The 20,313-nt window shown below is 67.7% G+C and carries 18 protein-coding genes; 15 read left to right on the top strand and 3 right to left on the bottom strand.

Annotated elements, in window-relative coordinates; genetic code table 11:
* Positions 1-64: 64 nt before the first annotated feature.
* The 9 genes from eccCa to VML93_RS18150 all read left to right on the top strand — a co-directional run bounded on the left by eccCa (position 65) and on the right by VML93_RS18150 (position 9,958).
* The gene (eccCa, locus tag VML93_RS18190; RefSeq protein ID WP_325612774.1) at positions 65-3,724 is read left to right on the top strand and encodes a type VII secretion protein EccCa; all 3,660 of its coding nucleotides are present in this window, start codon (positions 65-67) and stop codon (positions 3,722-3,724) included.
* A complete protein-coding gene (locus tag VML93_RS18185) occupies positions 3,724-4,938 on the top strand; it encodes a type VII secretion-associated protein (protein WP_325612772.1) in 1,215 nt (404 codons plus the stop codon). The genes eccCa and VML93_RS18185 overlap by 1 nt, the downstream gene beginning before the upstream one ends.
* Before the next feature lie 62 nt (positions 4,939-5,000).
* Positions 5,001-5,315, top strand: coding sequence for a WXG100 family type VII secretion target (locus tag VML93_RS18180; RefSeq protein WP_325612770.1), 315 nt, complete (start codon positions 5,001-5,003; stop codon positions 5,313-5,315).
* Positions 5,316-5,331: 16 nt separating this feature from the next.
* Complete coding sequence (locus VML93_RS18175; protein ID WP_325612768.1) at positions 5,332-5,628, top strand: WXG100 family type VII secretion target; 297 nt, start codon at positions 5,332-5,334, stop codon at positions 5,626-5,628.
* A gap of 239 nt (positions 5,629-5,867) precedes the next feature.
* Positions 5,868-6,311 carry a 50S ribosomal protein L13 gene (gene rplM / locus VML93_RS18170; protein WP_325612766.1) on the top strand — a complete coding sequence of 148 codons (444 nt, stop codon included), beginning with the start codon at positions 5,868-5,870 and terminating at the stop codon, positions 6,309-6,311.
* Positions 6,308-6,775: a 30S ribosomal protein S9 gene (gene rpsI / locus VML93_RS18165; protein ID WP_325612764.1), complete on the top strand. Its 468-nt coding sequence runs from the start codon at positions 6,308-6,310 to the stop codon at positions 6,773-6,775. The genes rplM and rpsI overlap by 4 nt, the downstream gene beginning before the upstream one ends.
* Positions 6,776-6,914: 139 nt before the next feature.
* A complete protein-coding gene (gene glmM, locus VML93_RS18160; protein WP_325612762.1) occupies positions 6,915-8,252 on the top strand; it encodes a phosphoglucosamine mutase in 1,338 nt (445 codons plus the stop codon).
* 39 nt (positions 8,253-8,291) lie between these two features.
* A complete protein-coding gene (locus tag VML93_RS18155) occupies positions 8,292-8,612 on the top strand; it encodes a type VII secretion target (RefSeq protein WP_325612760.1) in 321 nt (106 codons plus the stop codon).
* A 2-nt stretch (positions 8,613-8,614) separates the two neighbouring features.
* Positions 8,615-9,958: a hypothetical protein gene (locus tag VML93_RS18150; protein ID WP_325612758.1), complete on the top strand. Its 1,344-nt coding sequence runs from the start codon at positions 8,615-8,617 to the stop codon at positions 9,956-9,958.
* Between the two features lie 4 nt (positions 9,959-9,962).
* On the opposite strand, the gene VML93_RS18145 is transcribed toward VML93_RS18150, so the two are convergent.
* The 3 genes from VML93_RS18145 to VML93_RS18135 form a co-directional block, all read right to left on the bottom strand.
* Entirely contained in the window at positions 9,963-11,006 is a 1,044-nt protein-coding gene (locus VML93_RS18145) for an LLM class F420-dependent oxidoreductase (RefSeq protein WP_325612757.1), read from the bottom strand.
* 72 nt (positions 11,007-11,078) lie between these two features.
* Positions 11,079-11,918: a dienelactone hydrolase family protein gene (locus VML93_RS18140; RefSeq protein WP_325612755.1), complete on the bottom strand. Its 840-nt coding sequence runs from the start codon at positions 11,916-11,918 to the stop codon at positions 11,079-11,081.
* Between the two features lie 93 nt (positions 11,919-12,011).
* On the bottom strand, positions 12,012-12,236 hold the full coding sequence (locus VML93_RS18135; protein ID WP_325612754.1) for an Rv1535 family protein: 225 nt from the start codon (positions 12,234-12,236) through the stop codon (positions 12,012-12,014).
* Between the two features lie 761 nt (positions 12,237-12,997).
* Here VML93_RS18135 and glmS point away from each other — a divergent pair.
* The 6 genes from glmS to VML93_RS18105 all read left to right on the top strand — a co-directional run.
* Entirely contained in the window at positions 12,998-14,872 is a 1,875-nt protein-coding gene (gene glmS / locus VML93_RS18130; RefSeq protein ID WP_325612753.1) for a glutamine--fructose-6-phosphate transaminase (isomerizing), read from the top strand.
* Between the two features lie 13 nt (positions 14,873-14,885).
* A complete protein-coding gene (locus VML93_RS18125) occupies positions 14,886-15,731 on the top strand; it encodes a DUF4436 domain-containing protein (protein ID WP_325612751.1) in 846 nt (281 codons plus the stop codon).
* A gap of 72 nt (positions 15,732-15,803) precedes the next feature.
* A complete protein-coding gene (locus VML93_RS18120; protein ID WP_325612749.1) occupies positions 15,804-16,514 on the top strand; it encodes a rhomboid-like protein in 711 nt (236 codons plus the stop codon).
* Positions 16,515-16,672: 158 nt separating this feature from the next.
* Positions 16,673-18,100 (top strand): NAD(P)H-hydrate dehydratase, encoded by a 1,428-nt coding sequence (locus VML93_RS18115; RefSeq protein ID WP_325612747.1) that lies wholly within the window; start codon positions 16,673-16,675, stop codon positions 18,098-18,100.
* Positions 18,101-18,125: 25 nt separating this feature from the next.
* Positions 18,126-19,508: a glutamate decarboxylase gene (locus VML93_RS18110; protein WP_325612745.1), complete on the top strand. Its 1,383-nt coding sequence runs from the start codon at positions 18,126-18,128 to the stop codon at positions 19,506-19,508.
* Positions 19,509-19,620: 112 nt separating this feature from the next.
* A partial coding sequence (locus VML93_RS18105) for an alanine racemase (protein WP_325612744.1) occupies positions 19,621-20,313 on the top strand: 693 nt, incomplete at its 3' end.

Here is a 20,313-nt window from a genome sequence, read left to right as displayed (position 1 = left end):
ACAGGTGACTTGCGGGCAATCCCGGTGTCGCCTAACGTCGCCACGCTGTCAGGGAAAGGCCGATATGACACGGAGTTTCGCGCCGGCGGCGCGGCGGCCGGCAACGGCGTTCGCCACTGCCGACATCGCGGTCGTCGCGCCGCCCGAGGTAGCGCGGCCGACGTCGTCGGGCCTGCTGGTGCGCCTGTTGCCGGCGTTCATGTCCGTCGCGAGTCTGGGCGTCATGGCGGCCGCCTTCTTCTCGGGGTCGGCCGTCAGCCGCAACCCCACGTTCTTGGCGCTGCCGATGATGATGCTGATTTCGGTGGTGGTCGCCGCGGTGAGCGGACGTGGCCGCGGCGCCGGGCTGGACGCCGATCGCGTCGACTACCTCGGCTACCTGAGCGATTTGCGCGCAACCGTCACCGAAACCGCCGCAGCACAACGTTCGTCACTGAACTGGGATCATCCCGGCCCGGACACGTTGTGGACCTTGGTCGGCGGCCCGCGGATGTGGGAGCGGCGGGCCGCCGACTCCGACTTCTGCGTGGTCCGCATCGGCGTGGGCACCCGGCCGCTCGCCACTCGCTTGGTGGCTCCGGAGACCCGGGCCGCGCAGCGGTCGGATCCGGTCACCGCCACCGCGCTGCACCGGTTCCTGGACGCCCACTCGACGATCACGGACGTACCCATCGCGATCCCGTTGCGTCCAGCGGCGCCCGTGACGATCGACGGCGATTCGACCCGCGCGCGGGCGCTGCTGCGCGCCATGATCTGCCAACTGGCCGTGTTGCACGGGCCGGACCAGTTGTTGATCGTCGCCGCGATCAGCGACCGTCGCCGTGCCGATTGGGATTGGCTGAAGTGGTTGCCGCACAACCAACATCCCAGCGCCGGCGACGCCGGCGGGTCTGCCCGCATGGTGTATCCGAGCATGGCGGAGGCCGACCGCGCGCTCCCGGCCGGCGCGGCACGGCCGCACCTGGTGGTGGTTTGTGATCTCGACGAACACGCTACCGCGATCGAGGGTGCGAGCGTCCTCGAGGTCGGCAGCGGCGGCGCCGGCGCGCCGGTGGCGATCAGGCATCCCGGCGAAGCCGAACGGCTTGCGTGCCCCGACCAGCTGGAGCACGCACAGGCGCTGACGTGTGCTCGCCGGCTGGCGGCCTACCGTGCGGGGGAACCGGCCCGCCCTGACGCGGGTACCGGCTGGCCGCAGCTGTTCGGCATCGGCGACGTCGGCTCTTTCGACCCGATCACGCTGTGGCGCAGCCAAAACCGCCGCGATCGGCTCTGCGTTCCGATCGGAACCACGACCGGCCGCAAGCCGCTGCTGCTCGACATCAAGGAGCCCGCCGAAAACGGCATGGGCCCGCACGGCCTCTGCATAGGTGCCACCGGGTCCGGCAAGTCGGAGCTGCTGCGAACGGTCGCGCTGGGCATGATGATGCGGAACTCCCCAGAAGTGCTCAACCTGCTGCTGATCGACTTCAAAGGTGGCGCAACCTTTCTCGACCTGGCCAGGGCGCCGCATGTCGCGGCGCTGATCACCAACCTCTCCGAGGAGGCGCCGCTGGTGGCGCGGATGCGCGACGCGTTGGCCGGCGAGATGAACCGCCGGCAGCAGCTGCTTCGGGCGGCAGGCAACTTCGTCAGCGTCGCGGCCTATGAGGACGCGCGCCGGGCCGGTGCCCGATTGACGGCGCTGCCCACGTTGTTCATCGTCGTCGACGAGTTCTCCGAACTGCTCAGCCAGCATCCCGATTTCGCCGAGACGTTCGTGGCCCTGGGCCGGCTCGGCCGGTCGCTGGGTATGCACCTGCTGCTGGCCAGTCAGCGCCTCGATGAGGGCCGGCTGCGCGGGCTGGAAGCTCACCTGTCCTACCGGCTGTGCCTGAAAACGCTGTCCGCCAGCGATTCGCGAACGGTGCTGGGAACATTGGATGCCCATCAGCTGCCCAACACCCCCGGCGCGGGTTTCCTGCGTTCGGCGACCGGGGAGTTGATCCGCTTCCAGACCGCATTCGTTTCGGGTCCCCGTCGGGCGCCGGCCATGCCGCGCCGGCCGGCCTCGCCGTCGGTGCAGCTCTTCACGACGCGGGTCACCGAACCGGTCGCAGTGCTTGACGAGGTGTCTGCGGCGCCGGCCCGTACCGTGTTGCAGACTGCCCTGGACCGGCTGTCTCGACTGGGACCACCTGCGCACCAGGTGTGGCTGCCGCCGCTGGGGGATGCACCGGGACTGGACACCCTGTTGCAAGGCTCCGCGCTCGGTTTCTTGAGCGTGCCGATCGGCGTGGTCGACCGGCCGTTCGAACAGTGCCGGACGCCGCTGGTGGTCGACTTGTCCGGAGCCGCGGGCAATGTCGCGGTCGTGGGCGCGCCGCAGTCGGGCAAGTCGACCGCCTTGCGCACGCTGATCGCGGCGCTGGCCGCCACCCATGATCCACGACAGGTGCAGTTCTACTGTCTGGACTTCGGCGGCGGAACACTGGCCTCGATGTCCGCCTTGCCGCAAGTTGGCGACGTCGCCGGCAGAGCCGAACCGCAACTCGTCGTGCGGATGGTCGCCGAACTGGAGTCGATCGTCCGGTCCCGGGAGGTGTTCTTCCGCGACCACTGCGTCGACGAATGGGGCCACGTGTTCCTGGTCGTCGACGGGTGGGCGGCCCTGCGTCACGAGTTCGAGGCGCTGGAGGAATCGATCACCGCCCTTGCAGTCCAGGGCCTTTCGTTCGGCGTGCATGTGGTGGTGTCGGCGTCGCGCTGGGCCGAGATCAGGCCTCCTTTGAAGGATCAGCTCGGAACCCGCATCGAGTTGCGGCTCGGCGATCCCGCCGATTCCGAAGTGGACCGCAAGCGGGCCCAGCAGGTACCCCCCGACAGACCGGGCCGTGGTCTGTCTCGCGACGGGCTGCACATGCTGATCGCAGTGCCCGGCGGCCGGGTCGAACCGCGCTGCGGCGACGGCGAATCGGCCGCGCCCCCGATACCGCTACTGCCCGCCGAAGTGGAGTACGAGACCCTGCTGCGCCGCGCCGGTGACCAACTCGGTGCCGAGATCCTGCTCGGCCTCGACGAGCGCCGATTGCATCCGGTCGCAGTCGATTTCGAGCGATACCCGCACTTGCTGATCATCGGCGACAACGAATGCGGAAAAACCGCCGCGCTGCGGCTCTTGTGCCGCGAAATCGTGCGGACCAAGACCGCCGGACAAGCCCGGCTGCTGATCGTCGACTTCCGGCGCACGCTGCTCGGCGTGGTCGAGTCGGAACATCTTGGCGGCTATGCCATGTCGCCGGCCGCCCTGAACGCGTTGCTGCCGGATCTGGCGGCGTCGCTGCAAGCGCGGATGCCTCCTTCGGACCTGAGCCACGCTCAGCTGCTGACCAGGTCCTGGTGGTCCGGCCCGGATCTCTACGTCCTGGTCGACGACTACGACCTGGTCGGCGCCCCGGCGGCCAATCCGCTACTTGCCTTGCTCGAATACCTGCCGTATGCCACCGATCTCGGTCTGCACCTGGTCGTCGCGCGGCGCAGCGGGGGCGCGGCACGCGCCCTGTTCGAGCCGCTGCTGGCCAGCCTGCGCGACCTCGGCTGCATGGGGCTGATGATGAGCGGAAGTCCGGACGAGGGCGTGTTGTTGGGTGCCGGCCGCCCGGCGTCGCTGCCGGCGGGCCGTGGCGTGCTGGTCACTCGTCCCGGCGACGAGCGGCTGGTTCAGGTGGCCTGGAGTCCACCCTGATGAGTTCGCATCGCGCGGTGATCGAGGCGGGCCCGAGTGTCGTACGCCGATTATGTTGTGGCACAGGCATGGTCACCGAAACCGAGGGTACGGCGGCGCTGAGCGCGATAGACGACCCGGTGGCGCTGGTGAACGGACGCCCCGTCGCCGTCGAATCGCTGTGGCGGCCGATGCTGCGGTCTCTGAGCTGCGAAGGCTCAGCGGGCGTGATCGTCGTGCACCCCTCGTGGTGGCCGGCGTCGCGTATCGGGTTGATCAGCACAGCGGCGAGCGTCCTGGCCGATGAGCCCAATGACGTTGTGGTACATCCGCGCTCGTGGTTGCTGACCCAGGGGCCGTCGGACGAAGCGGTGGTGGTGGAGATCGCGGACCGGCTGGTGGCGATCAGCGGTGCCGAAATCGTGGCGGTGCCCCGTCTGGCGCAACCGCACCCCGTTGCCGAGCAAGTCGCCGGCGTAATCACCGACATGGCGCCGGCGGCGGCCGTGCTGATCGACGCGCCCGGCGCGGTCGCAGGCGCTGCGGCGCTCGCGGCGTCGATCGCGGACGCACTGCGCGGTAGCAGCCGGAAGGTGGTGCGCATCGACGACGCCCGGCTGTCGCGTCTGGCGCGACTGGCCGGGGCGAGCGTGTCGTCGGAGCCGCCCGCCGTGAGCGGTGTTCCGTCGCGCGCCCGCAAGCTGGCGGGTGTGGGCGCGGCCGGCGTCGCCGTGGCCGCGCTGGGCCTGGCGGCGCCGACCGGGACCCAGGTTGACCACCACGACGTCGCGCCTGCCGCCAAGGCGCCCACGACGTTTCTGGTGGAAGGCCGGGTAGCGCTCACGGTTCCAGCCGACTGGGCCGCCGAGCGCGTGGTCGCCGGGCCCGGCTCGGCGCGGGTACAGGTCACGTCGCCGTCGGATCCTGAGGTGGCGCTGCACGTGACGCAGTCGTCTGTTGCCGGTGAGACGCTGGCCCGCGCCGCCGAGCGGTTGAAGCAGGCGATCGCCGCGGAACCGGCGGGTGTGTTCGTCGACTTCAACCCGTCGGGATCCAGCGCCGGACGGCCTGCGGTGACCTACCGCGAGGTGCGCGCCGGCCATCACGTGCGGTGGACCGTGTTGCTGGACGAAGCGGTCCGCATCAGCGTCGGGTGCCAGAGCAGGCCCGGCGGCGAGGACGCCGTCCGCGAGGTCTGCGATCAGGCCGTCCGGTCCGCGCACGCCGTCGGCTAAAGGATGGAACCGAATCGGTGTGGGCAGGGTCGTACTTGGTATCGGAACGGAAGGGGACGCCGGTGGCGAGCAACGCGCTGAGCACCGACTTCGACCTGATGAGGTCGGTGGCGAACACGACGGATGTCCGCAACGAGGAAATCCGGGTGATGCTGCAGGCGTTCATCGGCCGGATGAGCTCGGTGCCGCCGTCGGTGTGGGGTGGGCTGGCGGCCGCGCGGTTCAAGGATGTGGTGGACCGGTGGAACGCCGAGGCGACGCGGCTCAATCACGTCCTGCACGCGATCGCCGAGACCATTCGACAGAACGAGGCCACGCTGCGCGAGGCCGGCCAGGACCACGCCCACCACATCGCCGCCGCCGGCGGGAACCTGTGATCGAGGGGATGACCTGATGGACCCGGTGCTGTCGTACAACTTCGGTGAGATCGAATACTCCGTTCGCCAGGAGATCCACACCACATCGGCCCGCTTCAATGCCGCGCTGCAGGAGCTGCGCTCACAGATAGCGCCGTTGCAGCAGTACTGGACCCGGGAGGCCGCCGCGGCGTACCAGGTCGAGCAGCTCAAGTGGCACCAGGCGGCCACCGCGCTCAACGAGATACTGCTCGACCTCGGCAATGCGGTGCGCGACGGCGCCGCCGACGTGGCGAACGCCGACCGCCGCGCGGCGGGGAGTTGGGCGAGGTAGCCGCGCCCCCACTGACCTGTGGGTCCCGGCGGAGGAGAGCCGTCGGGACCCACAGTGATTTTTCCGTGCGGGCATTTTTGACCTGCGGGGATGCGCCTCGGTAAGCTGCTCGGTTGGCGTACGGGTACGCGGGGCCTCGGGTCAATGTCGGTCGCCGAGACCAACCTCACCGTTCACGCCTGACCGGCCCCCGGGCTTGCACCGGGATCCACCTGAGGAAGAAAGAAAAGGTAAGCGCTGTGCCTACATATGCGCCCAAGGCGGGTGACACCACCAGGTCGTGGTACGTCATCGACGCCACGGACGTGGTGCTTGGCCGCCTTGCCGTCGCGGCAGCCAACCTGCTGCGCGGCAAGCACAAGCCGACGTTCGCCCCCAATGTCGATGGCGGTGACTTCGTCATCGTCGTCAACGCCGACAAGGTAGCCATCAGCGGCGACAAACTGCAGCACAAGATGGCTTACCGGCACTCGGGTTATCCCGGCGGCCTGCACAAACGCTCGATCGGCGAGCTGATGGAGAAGCACCCCGACCGCGTGGTGGAGAAAGCGATCGTCGGCATGCTGCCCAAGAACAAGCTCAGCCGGCAGATCCAGCGCAAGCTGCACGTCTATGCCGGCCCCGAGCATCCCCACACCGCGCAGCAGCCGGTTCCGTACGAGATCAAGCAGGTGGCCCAGTGACCGAAACAACCGAAGTGGTGGAAGTGGAAGTGGTGGCTGAAGCCCCTGCCGCCAAGCCCGCCGAATCGTTCGTGTTCGAGCGGCCCATCCAGACCGTCGGCCGCCGCAAAGAGGCCGTCGTGCGGGTGCGGCTGGTGCCTGGCACCGGCCAGTTCAACCTCAACGGCCGCACCTTGGAGGACTACTTCCCCAACAAGGTGCACCAGCAGCTCATCAAGGCGCCGCTGGTCACCGTCGATCGGGTGGAAAGCTTCGACATCTTTGCCCACCTCAACGGCGGTGGCCCGTCCGGTCAGGCCGGTGCGCTGCGCCTGGGCATCGCCCGGGCATTGATCGTGGCATCGCCCGAGGCCAGGCCGGCGCTGAAGAAGGCCGGCTTCCTCACCCGCGACCCGCGCGCCACCGAGCGTAAGAAGTACGGGCTGAAGAAGGCCCGCAAGGCGCCGCAGTACAGCAAGCGCTGATCAGCGATCACTCTCGGGCCGCAACCGAGCATCTTTTGCATGGTCATGCGGCGTGTCTGCGCACAAACGGGCACTGTTTCGGTCAGAAAAGATTGGGCACGCTAGGTCCAGAACCGCCAACTGTGAGAGGTTTGTCCGCATGGGTCGACTATTCGGCACCGACGGTGTTCGCGGGGTCGCCAATCGCGAGTTGACCGCCGAGCTGGCGCTGGCACTGGGCGCAGCGGCGGCAAGTCGTTTGGCGAGTTCGGCCGAACCGGGCCGCCGGGTCGCTGTGATCGGTCGCGACCCGCGAGCCAGCGGCGAGATGCTGGAGGCCGCCGTGATCGCGGGCCTGACCAGCGAGGGTGTCGATGCGCTGCGGGTCGGGGTGCTCCCGACCCCGGCGGTCGCCTACCTGACCAGCGCCTATGACGCCGACTTCGGCGTGATGATCTCGGCGTCACACAACCCGATGCCCGACAACGGCATCAAGATTTTCGGTCCCGGCGGCCACAAACTCGACGACGACACCGAAGACCAGATCGAGGACCTGGTCGCGGCCGGGCCCGGCCTGCGCCCGGTGGGCGCTGGGATCGGCCGGGTCATCGACGCCGACGACGCGATGGACCGCTACCTGCGCCAGGTGGGCAAGGCCGGCACGTTCCGGCTCGATGGCCTGACCGTGGTCGTCGACTGCGCCCATGGCGCGGCGTCGTCGGCGGCACCGCGTGCGTATCGCGCCGCCGGCGCACGCGTCATCGCGATCAACGCCGATCCCAACGGGCTGAACATCAACGACGCGTGCGGGTCGACGCATCTCGAGTCGCTGCGGTCCGCGGTGATTGCCCACCGCGCCGATCTGGGCCTGGCGCACGACGGTGATGCCGACCGGTGCCTGGCCATCGATGCCACCGGTGAACTCGTCGACGGCGACGCCATCATGGTCGTGCTCGCGCTGGCCATGAAAGAGGCCGGCGAACTGGCGTCCGACACGCTGGTGACCACCGTGATGAGCAACCTCGGGCTGCACCTGGCCATGCGTTCGGCTGGCGTCACCGTGCGCACGACCGGGGTCGGCGATCGGTACGTCCTGGAAGAGTTGCGCGCCGGCGACTACAGCCTGGGCGGGGAGCAGTCCGGCCACATCGTCATGCCCGCCCTCGGCTCCACCGGCGACGGGATCGTCACCGGGCTGCGACTGATGACGCGCATGGCGCAGACCGATTCGTCGCTGGCCGAGCTCGCGTCCGCAATGAAGACGTTGCCGCAGGTGCTGATCAACGTCGAGGTCGCCGACAAGGCGACTGCCGCCGCAGCGCCCGCGGTGCGGAGCGCCGTCGAGGCGGCCGAGGCCGAACTGGGTGACACTGGGCGAATTCTGTTGCGTCCCTCGGGAACTGAACCGATGATTCGGGTCATGGTGGAAGCGGCGGAAGAAGGCGTCGCACAGCAGGTGGCCACTCGAGTCGCCGATGCGGTGAGCGCTCAGCGCTAACCCGGGAACCCCGGCGCGGGGTTGGGCGTCGGATCAGACATGAGATCCGATATTCCACAAAGCTATGGGCACGCGACCGTCGACGTGGCGGCGGTGCGCGCGGTGGCCGACCGGTTCGCTGCCGCGGCCGCACTCGTCGACCGCGCGGCGGACGACCATCTGGCGAGGCTGGCCTTCGGCGGGGCCAGCGCAGGCCGGGCGTATATCGCGCGTGGTGACGCGTTGCGCACCGGGCTGGAACGGCTGGCGCCCACGTTGTCGCAATGGTCTCGGGCAGCCGACGAGATCGCCGTTGCTCTGCGCGTCGGCGCCGACCGCTACGCCGACGCCGAACTGTTTGCCGCGGCGCGGATCGCCTGATCGTGGCCGACCGATTAGACGTCGCCGAACGCCTTGCCGAGGGTCGACCTGCCGCCGAGCACACCCAGAGTTACGTGCGGGCCTGCCACGAACTGGGCTACCAACATCCCGACCTCACTGCCCACCCGTCCCAGGTGCGCGACTGGTACGGCACCGAGGACGGTCTGGACCTGCGTGCACTCGACCGTGATTGCGCCGAGCTACGGGCTGTCGCTGCTGCGGTCACCGAAGCGCTGCGGATGCAGCGTGCGCAGGTCGCCGCACTGGACGCCGCCTGGACGGGGCCGGCGGCGGAATCTGCGCTCTGGTTTCTGCAGCGTCATTGCGACGCCGCCAACTTGGTGGCTGGCGAAGTTCGCGCGGCGGCGCAACGCTGCGAGTCGCTGCGCGACAACCTGTGGCAGCTGCTCGACGCCAAGGTCGCGGCGGCTATCGACATCGACGATCGCACCCGCGCGCAGCGGGCGGCGTGGTTAGCCGCCGCCGATCTGGTCGCCACCGGGGCGGGGGATCGCGCGACGGCCGACGAGGTGGTCGGCCGACAGATAAAGCCTTACGTGGACAACGATATTCGCGTCGAGTGGGTGACTGCTATGCGTTCCGCACAGGCCGGGATGGCGGCGTCATACGACATGGTCACCGATCGGTTCGCCGCTGCGCCAGTGGCATCTTTCGAGACTCCCGGCGACTTCGGGCCGGGCGGCCCACCGCTGCGGCCGGCCCCGCCGCCACCGGTAGCGCCCGCACCGGCGGTTGTTGCGCCCGCCGCTGCCCTGCCCGGTCTTCCGCCGGATTCCGCACCGCAGCCGACGCCGATATCGGCGACAAACGATCCGCCGCCGGCACCGCCGCTGCCGGAGCTGGGGACTCCGCTGGGCGACGCTTCGACCATGGCCCCGGCCACCGGCGGCGGAGACCTGGGCGGTGTGAGCGGTCTTGACGGGCTCAGCGGTCTCAGCGGACTGGCCAACCGGATCGTCGGGGCGCTGGGTGGCCTGCTGGGTCCGACGGCTGACCAGCTCCCCGATGCCTCGACGCTGGACGAGGATCCATTCGACGCAGCCGACAAAGACGACGAGCCTGACGAGGAAGCCGACGAGCCGGAAGAGGGAGGTGTCGTAGAAGCCGCGGAGGCCAAGACGCCACCGATTGATGGGACCCCACCGGTTGAAGGGACGCCACCGGTTGAAGGGACGCCACCGGCGGAGCGGCCGCCACCCGACGCCGCACCACCTATCGGGCCGCCATCCGGCGTGCCGCCGGTGAAGGCGCCGCCGGCCAGGCCGCCCGGTGGATCGACCCCGTGTGAGATCGCCGCCGACGAGCTGCCGCAAGCGGGGCAGTAGCCGATCAGGCCGGCCGCATCTCCAGCAGCTGCTCGACGTAGCGCACGGCTTCGGCGGGGTCGTTGCTGACCGGCCGCACCAATAGCGTCGTGACACCGGCCTCGGCGAAGACGGCCAGCCGTTCGGCGATGAAACCGCGGGGCCCGATCAGCGAGATCCCGCGGGCCAATTCGTCGGGCACCGCGTCGATGGCCTCCCGCTTGCGGCCGGCCAGATACAGCTCCTGGATCCGATTGGCGACCTCGCCGAACCCATAGCGAGTCGCCAGGTTGTGGTAGAAGTTGCGCCCCCTGGCCCCCATCCCGCCGATATAGAGGGCCAGCGTCGGCTTGGACCAGGTGAGCCGCTCGTCGACGTCGTCGCCGATGGCCAGCGACGCTCCCACCATGACGTCGAGCGGGCCCAGTGCGGGATCCCGCTTGGCGGCGCCGGCGGCCAGTGCCTCACCCCAGACCAAGTGGGCCTTGTCCGGATAGTAGAAAGCCGGTTGCCAGCCTTCGGCGATCTCGGCGGTCAGCTCGACGTTCTTTGGCCCCAGGGCTGCGATGGATATTGGAATACGCTCGCGCACAGGGTGATTGATGAGTTGGAGGGCTTTTCCCAAACCCGTGCCACGATCCGCGGGCAGCGGCACCTGATAGTGCTTGCCGGCGTGCTGCACCCGTTCGCGGCGCCACACCTGACGGCAGATCTCCACAATCTCGCGGGTGCGTCCCAGCGGGGCGTCGAACTCGACGCCGTGAAATCCCTCGATCACCTGCGGCCCGGATGTGCCGATGCCGAGGTTGAATCGCCCGCCGGAGACGAAGTCCAGCCCCGCGGCAGTCATCGCCAGCAGCGACGGTGTGCGGATGTAGATGGGAAGCACGCCCGAAGCCAGTTCGACCGTGGTGGTTCTGGCGGCCAGATACCCGAGCTGGCTGATGGCGTCGTAGGAGTAGGCCTCGGCCACGACGGCGATGTCGACGCCGGACTTCTCGAGTTCGGCTACGCGGTCGACGGCTTCGTGGAAGCCGCCCGAGTAGTCCAGGGCGATTCCGATTCGCATCAACGATGCTTATCACGCCGACCGTGGCTCGCCCCGTGCCGGTCAGCCCGTGGACATGCGTCCGGACCGCCCTCACTTCAGCAGCGCGACGATCTTCTCTTCCGGGGTGACCGGCAGGGCCTCGGGATCGATCGGGTCGGTCTTGGGCAGGTGCACGTCGGGATCGGCGAAGTCGCGATAGGTCTTGTCGCCGCCGAGCGTGTAGAGCAGATACCCCGTCAGCAGTGCCCGAACCGAACGCTGCGTCTTGCGGTCCGGGCCGGGCAGCCCCAGCACCGTCGTCAGTCGCCGGCCCTCGGCCACGCCGCCGGCTTCGGCTTTGCTGACGATGCGCAGCGTGGCCGCATCCCAAGCCCGGGAAAGTTCGAGGGCGTTGGAATTCAACGTCTTCGGATCGCCCGGGGCGGTCAAAATCAAGCCGGGGACCTTCAGCGATGCGGCCGGCTGCTCCGCGGGCGGGCTGGTCACGGTCGGGAAGATCGCGACCACCGCAGCGGGCTTCGCGGGCATACCGGCAGCGGCGAAAACGGCGGCCGAGCCGCCGAAGCCGTGCCCCGCCAGGCCCAGCTTGGCGGGATGCACGCTGATGTTGCCGGGTCCCAGTCGTACACCGGCCACGATGTCGAGAGCGGTGCCTAGATCGAACGCCAGGTTGAGCACTGAGGGCGCCAGGCCGCGTTGCGTCTCGGGGGCGCCGGCCACGATGCCCCACGACGCCAGATGCTCCAGTAGGCGCGAATAGCGGTCGGTACCGGTGAGCCAGCCGTGACCGAACGCGATGCCGGGCAGGTTCAGCCCGGCTTCGGGCGTGTAGACCACCCCGGGCAGACCGGCAAAGGCCAGGTCACCACGCAGAACCCGATGCGGGCCACGGCGGCTGAGGGCGGCGACGAGCTTGCGGATGCGGGGCACCCGTCGACGTTAGCCGCGGCCAGGGTGATTGGTCCATCATCGTGGCGTCGAACGTGGGGGACATGTACGCAGTGGAGCGGCGAGCAGTCGAGGCTAGGCCGTGACCTCGATCACCCCTACCCGCCACAGAGCGGCGTAGATGTGGCGCAGCGGGAAGCTCAGCAGGTGGCCGGCCACGTCTGCCATCGGGTCGCTCGGCGGTTCGAAATGCCGCAGCTTCGACACCCGCTTGGGCTGGGGCGCAAGCTTCAGCCTGGGTGCGGGAGGGGTGACTGGCGCGGCGGTGAGTACAACGTCGTCGATCAGAGCGGCGGTCATGATTGTCTCCTGGATGATTGGCGTGGGCGTGGCGGGTGGAACAGATTGAAGGTCTTGAAGGTCGTTAGTTCTGGTGGCGCGGTCGGATGAGCGTTTATTAACTTTGGCCAATTCGGTAATGGCCTCCGCTGAGAATCACGACTGACACTGGCGTGTAACTCCCTGTACATATATGCGCATCTTCAAGTATTTGCGCTGTTAAAGGTTGCTGACTGGGTCTTGAGCGCAACTAACTGATAGCGAAGCTATCTTTCTTAGCGTGCATTAAAGGCTGATGACTAAAGAGCATTTGCGCGGATGCGAAGCGATGATCCGTCACTGCGAGCTCTATACGACGCTGTATATCCACAGTTAACAGGCATCTCCACGCCTTGCACGGTGGTGATCAGTCGCGCCTCAACATTCTTCCTTCCCGCTGACTCCGGCGCCGGTCTTCCCCGTTGGCAATTCTGCGTGTACGGTGTCTAATTGGTTAGCCCAGATCGCAGATATTCAAGGATTCTCGGTGGTTGCCAGCTCTGTCTGACATTCCAAGTTTAATGGGTTATCTCGTTGTGACAATGAAGTAATAGATAACGTCAGAAATACAGGAGGTGAAAAGCGTCTCTAATGATTTGAAGTTCATATGAATTGAAATGAAACTGCGTCGCTCCGCCAGCAGACTGTGATTTGCTGGTTGGTTAGGCGCGCCCGTACTCGGCCACCCGTCCCGACCTGCGTAATACCGTCCCGGCGCCCGGCCTGCACTACCCTGTTCAGCTATGTGCGGAATCGTCGGCTACGTCGGGCAGCGTCCTGCCTGCCAGGTCGTCATGGACGCGCTGGCCCGGATGGAGTACCGGGGCTACGACTCGTCGGGAATCGCGCTGGTCGGCGAGGACGGGGAGCTCACCGTGCGGCGCCGGGCCGGGCGGCTGGCCAACCTGGAGGCGGCTGTCGCCGAAATGGCCGAGATGTCCGAGGCGTCACTGGCCGGAACCACCGGACTGGGCCATACCCGCTGGGCCACCCACGGTCGCCCCACCGACCGCAACGCGCACCCGCACCGCGATGCCGCCGGCAAGATCGCCGTCGTCCACAACGGCATCATCGAGAACTACGCGACCCTGCGCCAGGAGCTCGAGCTGGCCGGCGTGGAGTTCGCCAGCGACACAGACACCGAAGTCGCGGTGCACATGGTGGCGCACCAGTACCACCATGGTGAGACGGCGGGCGATTTCACAGGCTCGGTGCTGGCTGTGTTGCGTCGGCTGGAGGGCCACTTCACCCTGGTGTTCGCCAATGCCGACGACCCCGGCACCATCGTCGCGGCGCGCCGGTCGACGCCACTGGTACTGGGGATAGGCGACGGCGAGATGTTCGTCGGCTCCGATGTGGCCGCGTTCATCCAGCACACCCGCCGGGCGGTCGAGCTCGGCCAGGACCAGGCGGTGGTGATCACCGCCGACGGCTACCGGATCAGCGACTTCGACGGCAATACCGATGTCGAGTTCCGCGAGTTTCACATCGATTGGGACCTGGCCGCCGCGGAAAAGGGCGGCTACGAGTTCTTCATGCTCAAGGAGATTGCCGAGCAGCCCACCGCGGTGGCCGACACCCTGCTCGGGCATTTCGTGAACGGCCGGATCGTGCTCGACGAACAGCGGTTGAGCGACCAGGAGCTGCGCGAGATCGACAAGGTGTTCGTCGTCGCGTGTGGCACCGCGTATCACTCCGGGCTGCTCGCGAAGTACGCGATCGAACACTGGACGCGCCTGCCCGTGGAAGTGGAGCTGGCCAGCGAGTTTCGCTACCGGGACCCGGTGCTGGACCGCAGCACCCTGGTGGTGGCCATTTCGCAGTCCGGTGAAACCGCCGACACGCTCGAGGCCGTCCGGCACGCCAAGGCCCAGAAGGCCAAGGTGCTGGCGATCTGCAACACCAACGGCTCCCAGATCCCGCGTGAGTGCGACGCGGTGCTCTACACCCGCGCCGGCCCGGAGATCGGCGTGGCCTCGACGAAGACCTTCCTGGCCCAGGTAGCCGCCAACTACCTGCTGGGGCTGGCGCTGGCGCAGGCCCGCGGCACCAAGTACCCGGACGAGGTCGCCCGCGAGTACCGCGAACTGGCTGCGATGCCGGACGTGGTGGCCCGGGTGATCGCGGACGTCGGGCCGGTGGCCGACCTGGCCTACCAGTTCGCGCAGTCGTCGGCCGTGCTGTTCCTGGGACGCCATGTGGGCTATCCGGTCGCGCTGGAAGGCGCGCTGAAACTCAAGGAATTGGCCTACATGCATGCCGAGGGGTTCGCCGCGGGCGAGCTCAAGCACGGCCCGATCGCCTTGATAGAAGACGATCTGCCGGTCATCGTGGTCATGCCTTCGCCCAAGGGATCGGCCACCTTGCACGCCAAGCTGCTGTCGAATATCCGGGAGATCCAGAGCCGGGGCGCAATCACCATCGTGATCGCCGAGGAGGGCGACGACACCGTGCGTCCCTATGCCGATCACTTGATCGAGATTCCTTCGGTGTCAACACTTTTGCAGCCGTTGTTGTCGACCATCCCGCTGCAGGTGTTCGCCGCGTCGGTCGCGCGGGCGCGCGGTTACGACGTCGACAAACCGCGCAACCTGGCCAAGTCCGTCACCGTCGAATAGCAGGCTCAACGACATGCCCCGGCGGAGACTCAGCATCGTCGGCATATTGCTGTTTGTCGCGGCCTACATCGGCTCGATCGTGTTGTACATCGACAGCGGTGTAGGTCACCCGCACCTGATCAGGGACAGTGCTGCGTCGAAGGACGCAACCGCGATAACCATTGACGTCCAGGACATTCAGTCGACCAAAAACGCCCTGCATGCCAACCTCAGCGTCGCACCCGCCCCGGCGCTGCTGGACCCGCAGAACCACAGCCTCAAGGAAGACCTCAGCGTCGTCGTCACCTCGGCGATATCGGCGCGCAAACAAACCTGGCTCAAGGGAACACTGCCCGATGTCTTTCCTGTTTCGCTGACCCTTGTCGGTGACGTCGCGGACTGGCCGTTCGATACCTACCGCTCGGGGCTGGTCAGCGTCGAACTCTTACGCGGCGACATGCAGGTACGCGAGCCGGCGACCGTGACCTTGGTCGACCGCCTGCTCGCCTGGAAAGTCGACGTGATCCGGGTTAATACGAGTGATACGCCCGCGCCGTATCGGGTTGATCTACGCCGCTCGCGCAGCACCGCGGCGTTCGGTGTCGTCATCCTCGCTGTTCTTGTCACGCTGGCCGGTCTGGGCCTATTCGTCGCGATCCAGACGTTGCACAACCGACGAAAATTCCAGCCGCCCATGACAACCTGGTATGCGGCGATGCTTTTCGCGGTGATGCCGCTACGAGGCGCACTGCCCGACTCGCCGCCATTCGGAAGCTGGATTGACGTCACCATCGTGCTCTGGGTGATCGTCGTGCTGGTGATCTCGATGACGATCTACATCACCTGCTGGTGGCGGCATCTGAGACCCGACATCGAGTAGCGGCCGAGTCGGGTAGCTGACGCGTTCGCCGAATCTGTGCGCTGCGACGCCAAGTCTGCGAAGGTTGACGCCGTGGCGGAATCGGTGACGGCACGGCTTCGCAGCACCGGGTTGGCGGTGTGGCACTTTGTCAGCAACGCGCCGTTGACGTTCACCTGGCTGCTCGCGTTGATCATCACCACGTTCATCCAGTACCAGCTCACCGGCAAGCAGTTGCATCAAGTGCTGTTGCACCGCAGCACGAACATCCATGAGCTGGCAACGGACCCCCTCGGCGTGCTGTTCTCCAGCCTGTTCTGGATCGACCCCAAGAACCTGGAATCCTATCCGCTGCTGTTCGTCCTGTTTTTGGCGCCGGCCGAGCATTGGCTTGGCCAGCTGCGTTGGCTCACTGTGGGATTGAGCTCCCACATCCTGGCCACTTATTTCAGCGAAGGCCTGCTCTACGTGGCGATCGAAACGCGCGACGCCTCGGAAAGGTTTGTGCGCGCTCACGATATCGGGGTGAGCTACTTCCTGGTCGGCGTGATGGCCATGCTGACCTACCACATTGCGCGACCGTGGTGCTGGGGCTATCTCGGGGTGCTGTTCATCATCTTCGGTTTTCCGGTGCTCACGATGGACCGCATCGAGCTCAGCTTCACCGCGATCGGTCACTTCGCCGCGCTGCTGATCGGCCTCGCGTTCTATCCGATGGCCCGGGACCGCAAACTCCCCACGCTGAGTCCGGCAAACCTCAAGTCCTTGTTCCGGCGCTCCCGCCCGTCCGAGAATTCGACGTGACCCGACGGGTGTTATCCCTTTGCGGCGCAACGCTTTCTGTGCTTCCCGTCCAGGTCCCGTCACTCGGGTCATCCACTCCACGGACGGGCATCGGACCGGACACGTAACCTTGGGGAGCGCGGGCAGTATCGGCTGCGAACAAAGGAGTATGCGGGCTGATGCGGCATTACTACTCTGCAGACGCGATCCGTGCGGCCGAAGCGCCGCTGCTGGCCAGCCTGCCCGACGGCCTTTTGATGCGGCGCGCGGCTTTCGGGCTGGCCACCGCGATCATCGGCGAACTGCGCGCCCGAACCGGTGGGGTCGTCGGGCGCCGGGTGTGCGCGGTCGTCGGCTCGGGCGACAACGGCGGTGATGCGTTGTGGGCGGCGACTTTCCTGCGTCGTCGCGGTGCCGCCGCCGATGCGGTGCTGCTGAACCCCGACCGCACCCACCCCAAGGCGCTGGCGGCCTTCCGAGACGCCGGGGGGCGCGTGGTGGAGAGTGTCACCAGCATTTCCAAGGCAACGGATCTCGTCATCGACGGAGTGGTGGGCATCTCCGGATCGGGTCCGCTGCGACCGGCCGCGGCCGAGGTGTTCGAGGCGGCCGGTGACATTCCGGTGGTTGCCGTCGACATCCCCAGCGGCGTCGACGTGGCGACCGGCGCGATCACCGGCCCGGCAGTGCACGCCGCGCTGACCGTCACCTTCGGCGGGCTCAAGCCCGTGCACGCGCTGGCCGACTGCGGCCGTGTCGAGCTGGTCGACATCGGCCTGAGCTTGCCGGAGACGGACCTGCTGGGTTTCGAGGCGGCCGACGTGGCCGCGCGCTGGCCGGTGCCGGGTGTTCGCGACGACAAGTACACCCAGGGCGTGACCGGGGTGCTGGCCGGCTCGTCGACGTATCCGGGCGCCGCGGTGCTGTGCACCGGTGCCGCCGTCGCCACCCACTCCGGCATGGTCCGCTACGCCGGCAGCGCCAACCACGAGGTGCTGGCGTATTGGCCCGAGGTCATCGCGTCGCCGACCCCGTCGTCGGCCGGGCGCGTGCAGGCGTGGGTCGTCGGACCGGGATTGGGCACCTTGGATGCTGAGGCCGCAGGCTCCTTGTGGTTCGCGCTGGAAACCGACCTGCCCGTGCTCGTCGACGCCGACGGCCTGACCATCCTGGCGGCCCATCCCGAGCTGGTGGTCAACCGCACCGCGCCGACCGTCCTGACCCCGCACGCCGGTGAATTCGCCCGGCTGGCCGGGGCCCCGCCGGGCGACGACCGCGTCGGCGCGTGCCGCAAGCTGGCCGATGCGTTCGGCGCCACGGTGCTGCTCAAAGGCAACGTCACCGTCATCGCCGACCCGGGCGGGCCGGTCTACCTGAATCCCGCCGGCCAGTCCTGGGCGGCCACCGCCGGATCGGGCGACGTGCTGTCCGGGATGATCGGCGCGCTGCTGGCGTCCGGGTTGCCGGCCGGCGAGGCGGCCGCCGCGGCGGCGTTCGTGCACGCCCGCGCCGCGGCGCTGTCGGCTGCCGACCCGGGCCCGGGTGACGCGCCGACGTCGGCGTCACGAATCCTGCACCACATCCGCGCCGCTCTGGCCGCCCTTTAGCCGTACCGCAACGAGAGGATTCACCATGCCCCAGCACCCATCCTTGCCCGCGCACTCAATCGCGCCCGCCTACACGGGACGCATGTTCACCACCCCGGTGCCGGCGCTACGGCTGCCCGAGGAATCGATGGATCCCGATACCGCTTACCGCTTCATCCATGACGAGCTGATGCTCGACGGCAGTTCGCGGCTGAACCTCGCCACCTTCGTCACCACCTGGATGGATCCCGAGGCCGGGAAACTGATGGCCGAGACGTTCGACAAGAACATGATCGACAAAGACGAATACCCGATCACCGCGTCCATCGAGCAGCGCTGCGTCTGCATGGTCGCCGACCTCTTCCACGCCGATCACCTGCGTGATGACGATCCGTCCAGCGCCATTGGGGCGTCCACCATCGGCTCCAGCGAGGCGGTCATGCTGGGTGGCCTGGCCCTGAAATGGCGCTGGCGGGAAAAGGTTGGCAAGGACTGGCAGAAGCGCACTCCCAATCTGGTGATGGGTTCCAACGTCCAGGTGGTGTGGGAGAAGTTCTGCCGCTACTTCGACGTCGAACCGCGCTATCTGCCGATGGAGGTGGGGCGCTACGTCATCACTCCCGAGCAGGTCATCCACGCCGTCGACGAGGACACCATCGGCGTGGTGGCGATCGTGGGCACCACCTACACCGGTGAGCTGGAACCCGTCGCCGAGATCTGCGCGGCGCTGGACAAACTGGCGTCCGGCGGGGGAGTGGACGTCCCGGTGCACGTCGACGCCGCCAGCGGCGGATTCGTGGTGCCCTTCCTGCACCCCGAACTTAAGTGGGACTTCCGGCTACCGCGGGTGGTGTCGATCAACGTCAGCGGTCACAAGTACGGGCTGACCTACCCCGGTATCGGGTTCGTCGTCTGGCGCAGCAAGGAGTACCTGCCCGAGGACCTGGTCTTTCGGGTCAACTACCTGGGTGGTGACATGCCGACGTTCACGCTGAACTTCTCCCGCGCCGGCAACCAGGTGATTGGCCAGTACTACAACTTCCTGCGGCTGGGGCGCGAGGGTTACGTCCAGGTCATGCAGTCGCTGTCGTCGACGGCGCGGTGGCTGGGCGAGCAGCTGCACCGCGGCGAGCACTGCGAGCTGATCTCGGACGGTTCGGCGATCCCGGTCGTCGCATTCCGGCTGGCCCGCGACCGCGGCTACACCGAGTTCGACCTCTCCCACGAGTTGCGCGGCTACGGCTGGCAGGTGCCCGCCTACACCATGCCCGACAACGCCACCAACGTGTCTGTGCTGCGAATCGTGGTTCGCGAGGGGCTGTCCGCCGACCTGGCCCGCGCGCTGCACGACGATGCCCGCTCCGCGCTGAACTCGCTGGACAAGCTCAAGCCCGGCGGGCACTACCGGGCGGAGCACTTCGCGCACTAGGGGCCTTGGACGTGGGCTCGACCCGCGCCACACTCTCCCCCGGACAGTGACTCCTGTGACAGTTGTTGTCGGGACGCGCTTGATCCCGAATGGTTCTGGGAGAATGGCGGCCGTGCCCGTTACGCCGATATCCCAGACGCCCGCCCTGCTTGCGGAGGCAGTGGTGGACCTGGGTGCCATTGAGCACAACGTGCGGGTGCTGCGTGAGCACGCCGGCCGCGCGCAGCTGATGGCCGTCGTCAAAGCCGACGGTTACGGCCACGGGGCCACCCGGGTGGCTCGGGCCGCGCTGGCCGCGGGTGCGGCCGAACTGGGTGTCGCGACGGTCGAGGAGGCGCTGGCATTGCGCGCCGACGGCATCACCGCGCCGGTGCTGGCCTGGTTGCATCCGCCCGGCATCGACTTCGCGCCCGCGCTGTTGGGCAACGTGGAGATCGCCTTGTCGTCGGTGCGTCAGCTCGACGAGCTGCTGGACGCGGTGCGCCGGATCGGCCGGACGGCAACGGTGACTGTCAAGGTGGACACCGGGCTGAATCGCAATGGCGTTGCCGCAGCGCACTACCCGGCCATGCTGAGCGCGTTGCGCCAGGCCGTCGCCGAGGATGCCATCCGCCTGCGCGGACTGATGTCGCACATGGTCTACGCGGACCAGCCCGACAATCCCGTCAACGACGTTCAGGCCCAACGGTTTACCGACATGCTGGCGCAGGCGCGCGACCAGGGAGTGCGGTTCGAGACGGCGCACTTGTCGAACTCGTCGGCCACCATGTTGCGCCCCGACCTCGCCTTCGACCTGGTCCGGCCA

This window comes from Mycobacterium sp. (genome assembly GCF_035499775.1).
In the GTDB taxonomy this organism is placed as follows: Bacteria; Actinomycetota; Actinomycetes; order Mycobacteriales; family Mycobacteriaceae; genus Mycobacterium.
This window is presented reverse-complemented; position numbering and strand designations above follow the sequence as displayed.

Coding starts and splice junctions, on each gene's coding strand:
- VML93_RS18135 (WP_325612754.1), bottom strand. CDS start 12,236: ATGACCGCCGCTCTGATCGACGACGTTGTACTCACCGCCGCGCCAGTC.
- glmS (WP_325612753.1), top strand. CDS start 12,998: ATGTGCGGAATCGTCGGCTACGTCGGGCAGCGTCCTGCCTGCCAGGTC.
- VML93_RS18145 (WP_325612757.1), bottom strand. CDS start 11,006: ATGCGAATCGGAATCGCCCTGGACTACTCGGGCGGCTTCCACGAAGCC.
- eccCa (WP_325612774.1), top strand. CDS start 65: ATGACACGGAGTTTCGCGCCGGCGGCGCGGCGGCCGGCAACGGCGTTC.
- VML93_RS18185 (WP_325612772.1), top strand. CDS start 3,724: ATGAGTTCGCATCGCGCGGTGATCGAGGCGGGCCCGAGTGTCGTACGC.
- VML93_RS18155 (WP_325612760.1), top strand. CDS start 8,292: ATGAGATCCGATATTCCACAAAGCTATGGGCACGCGACCGTCGACGTG.
- VML93_RS18125 (WP_325612751.1), top strand. CDS start 14,886: ATGCCCCGGCGGAGACTCAGCATCGTCGGCATATTGCTGTTTGTCGCG.
- VML93_RS18110 (WP_325612745.1), top strand. CDS start 18,126: ATGCCCCAGCACCCATCCTTGCCCGCGCACTCAATCGCGCCCGCCTAC.
- VML93_RS18175 (WP_325612768.1), top strand. CDS start 5,332: ATGGACCCGGTGCTGTCGTACAACTTCGGTGAGATCGAATACTCCGTT.
- glmM (WP_325612762.1), top strand. CDS start 6,915: ATGGGTCGACTATTCGGCACCGACGGTGTTCGCGGGGTCGCCAATCGC.
- VML93_RS18115 (WP_325612747.1), top strand. CDS start 16,673: ATGCGGCATTACTACTCTGCAGACGCGATCCGTGCGGCCGAAGCGCCG.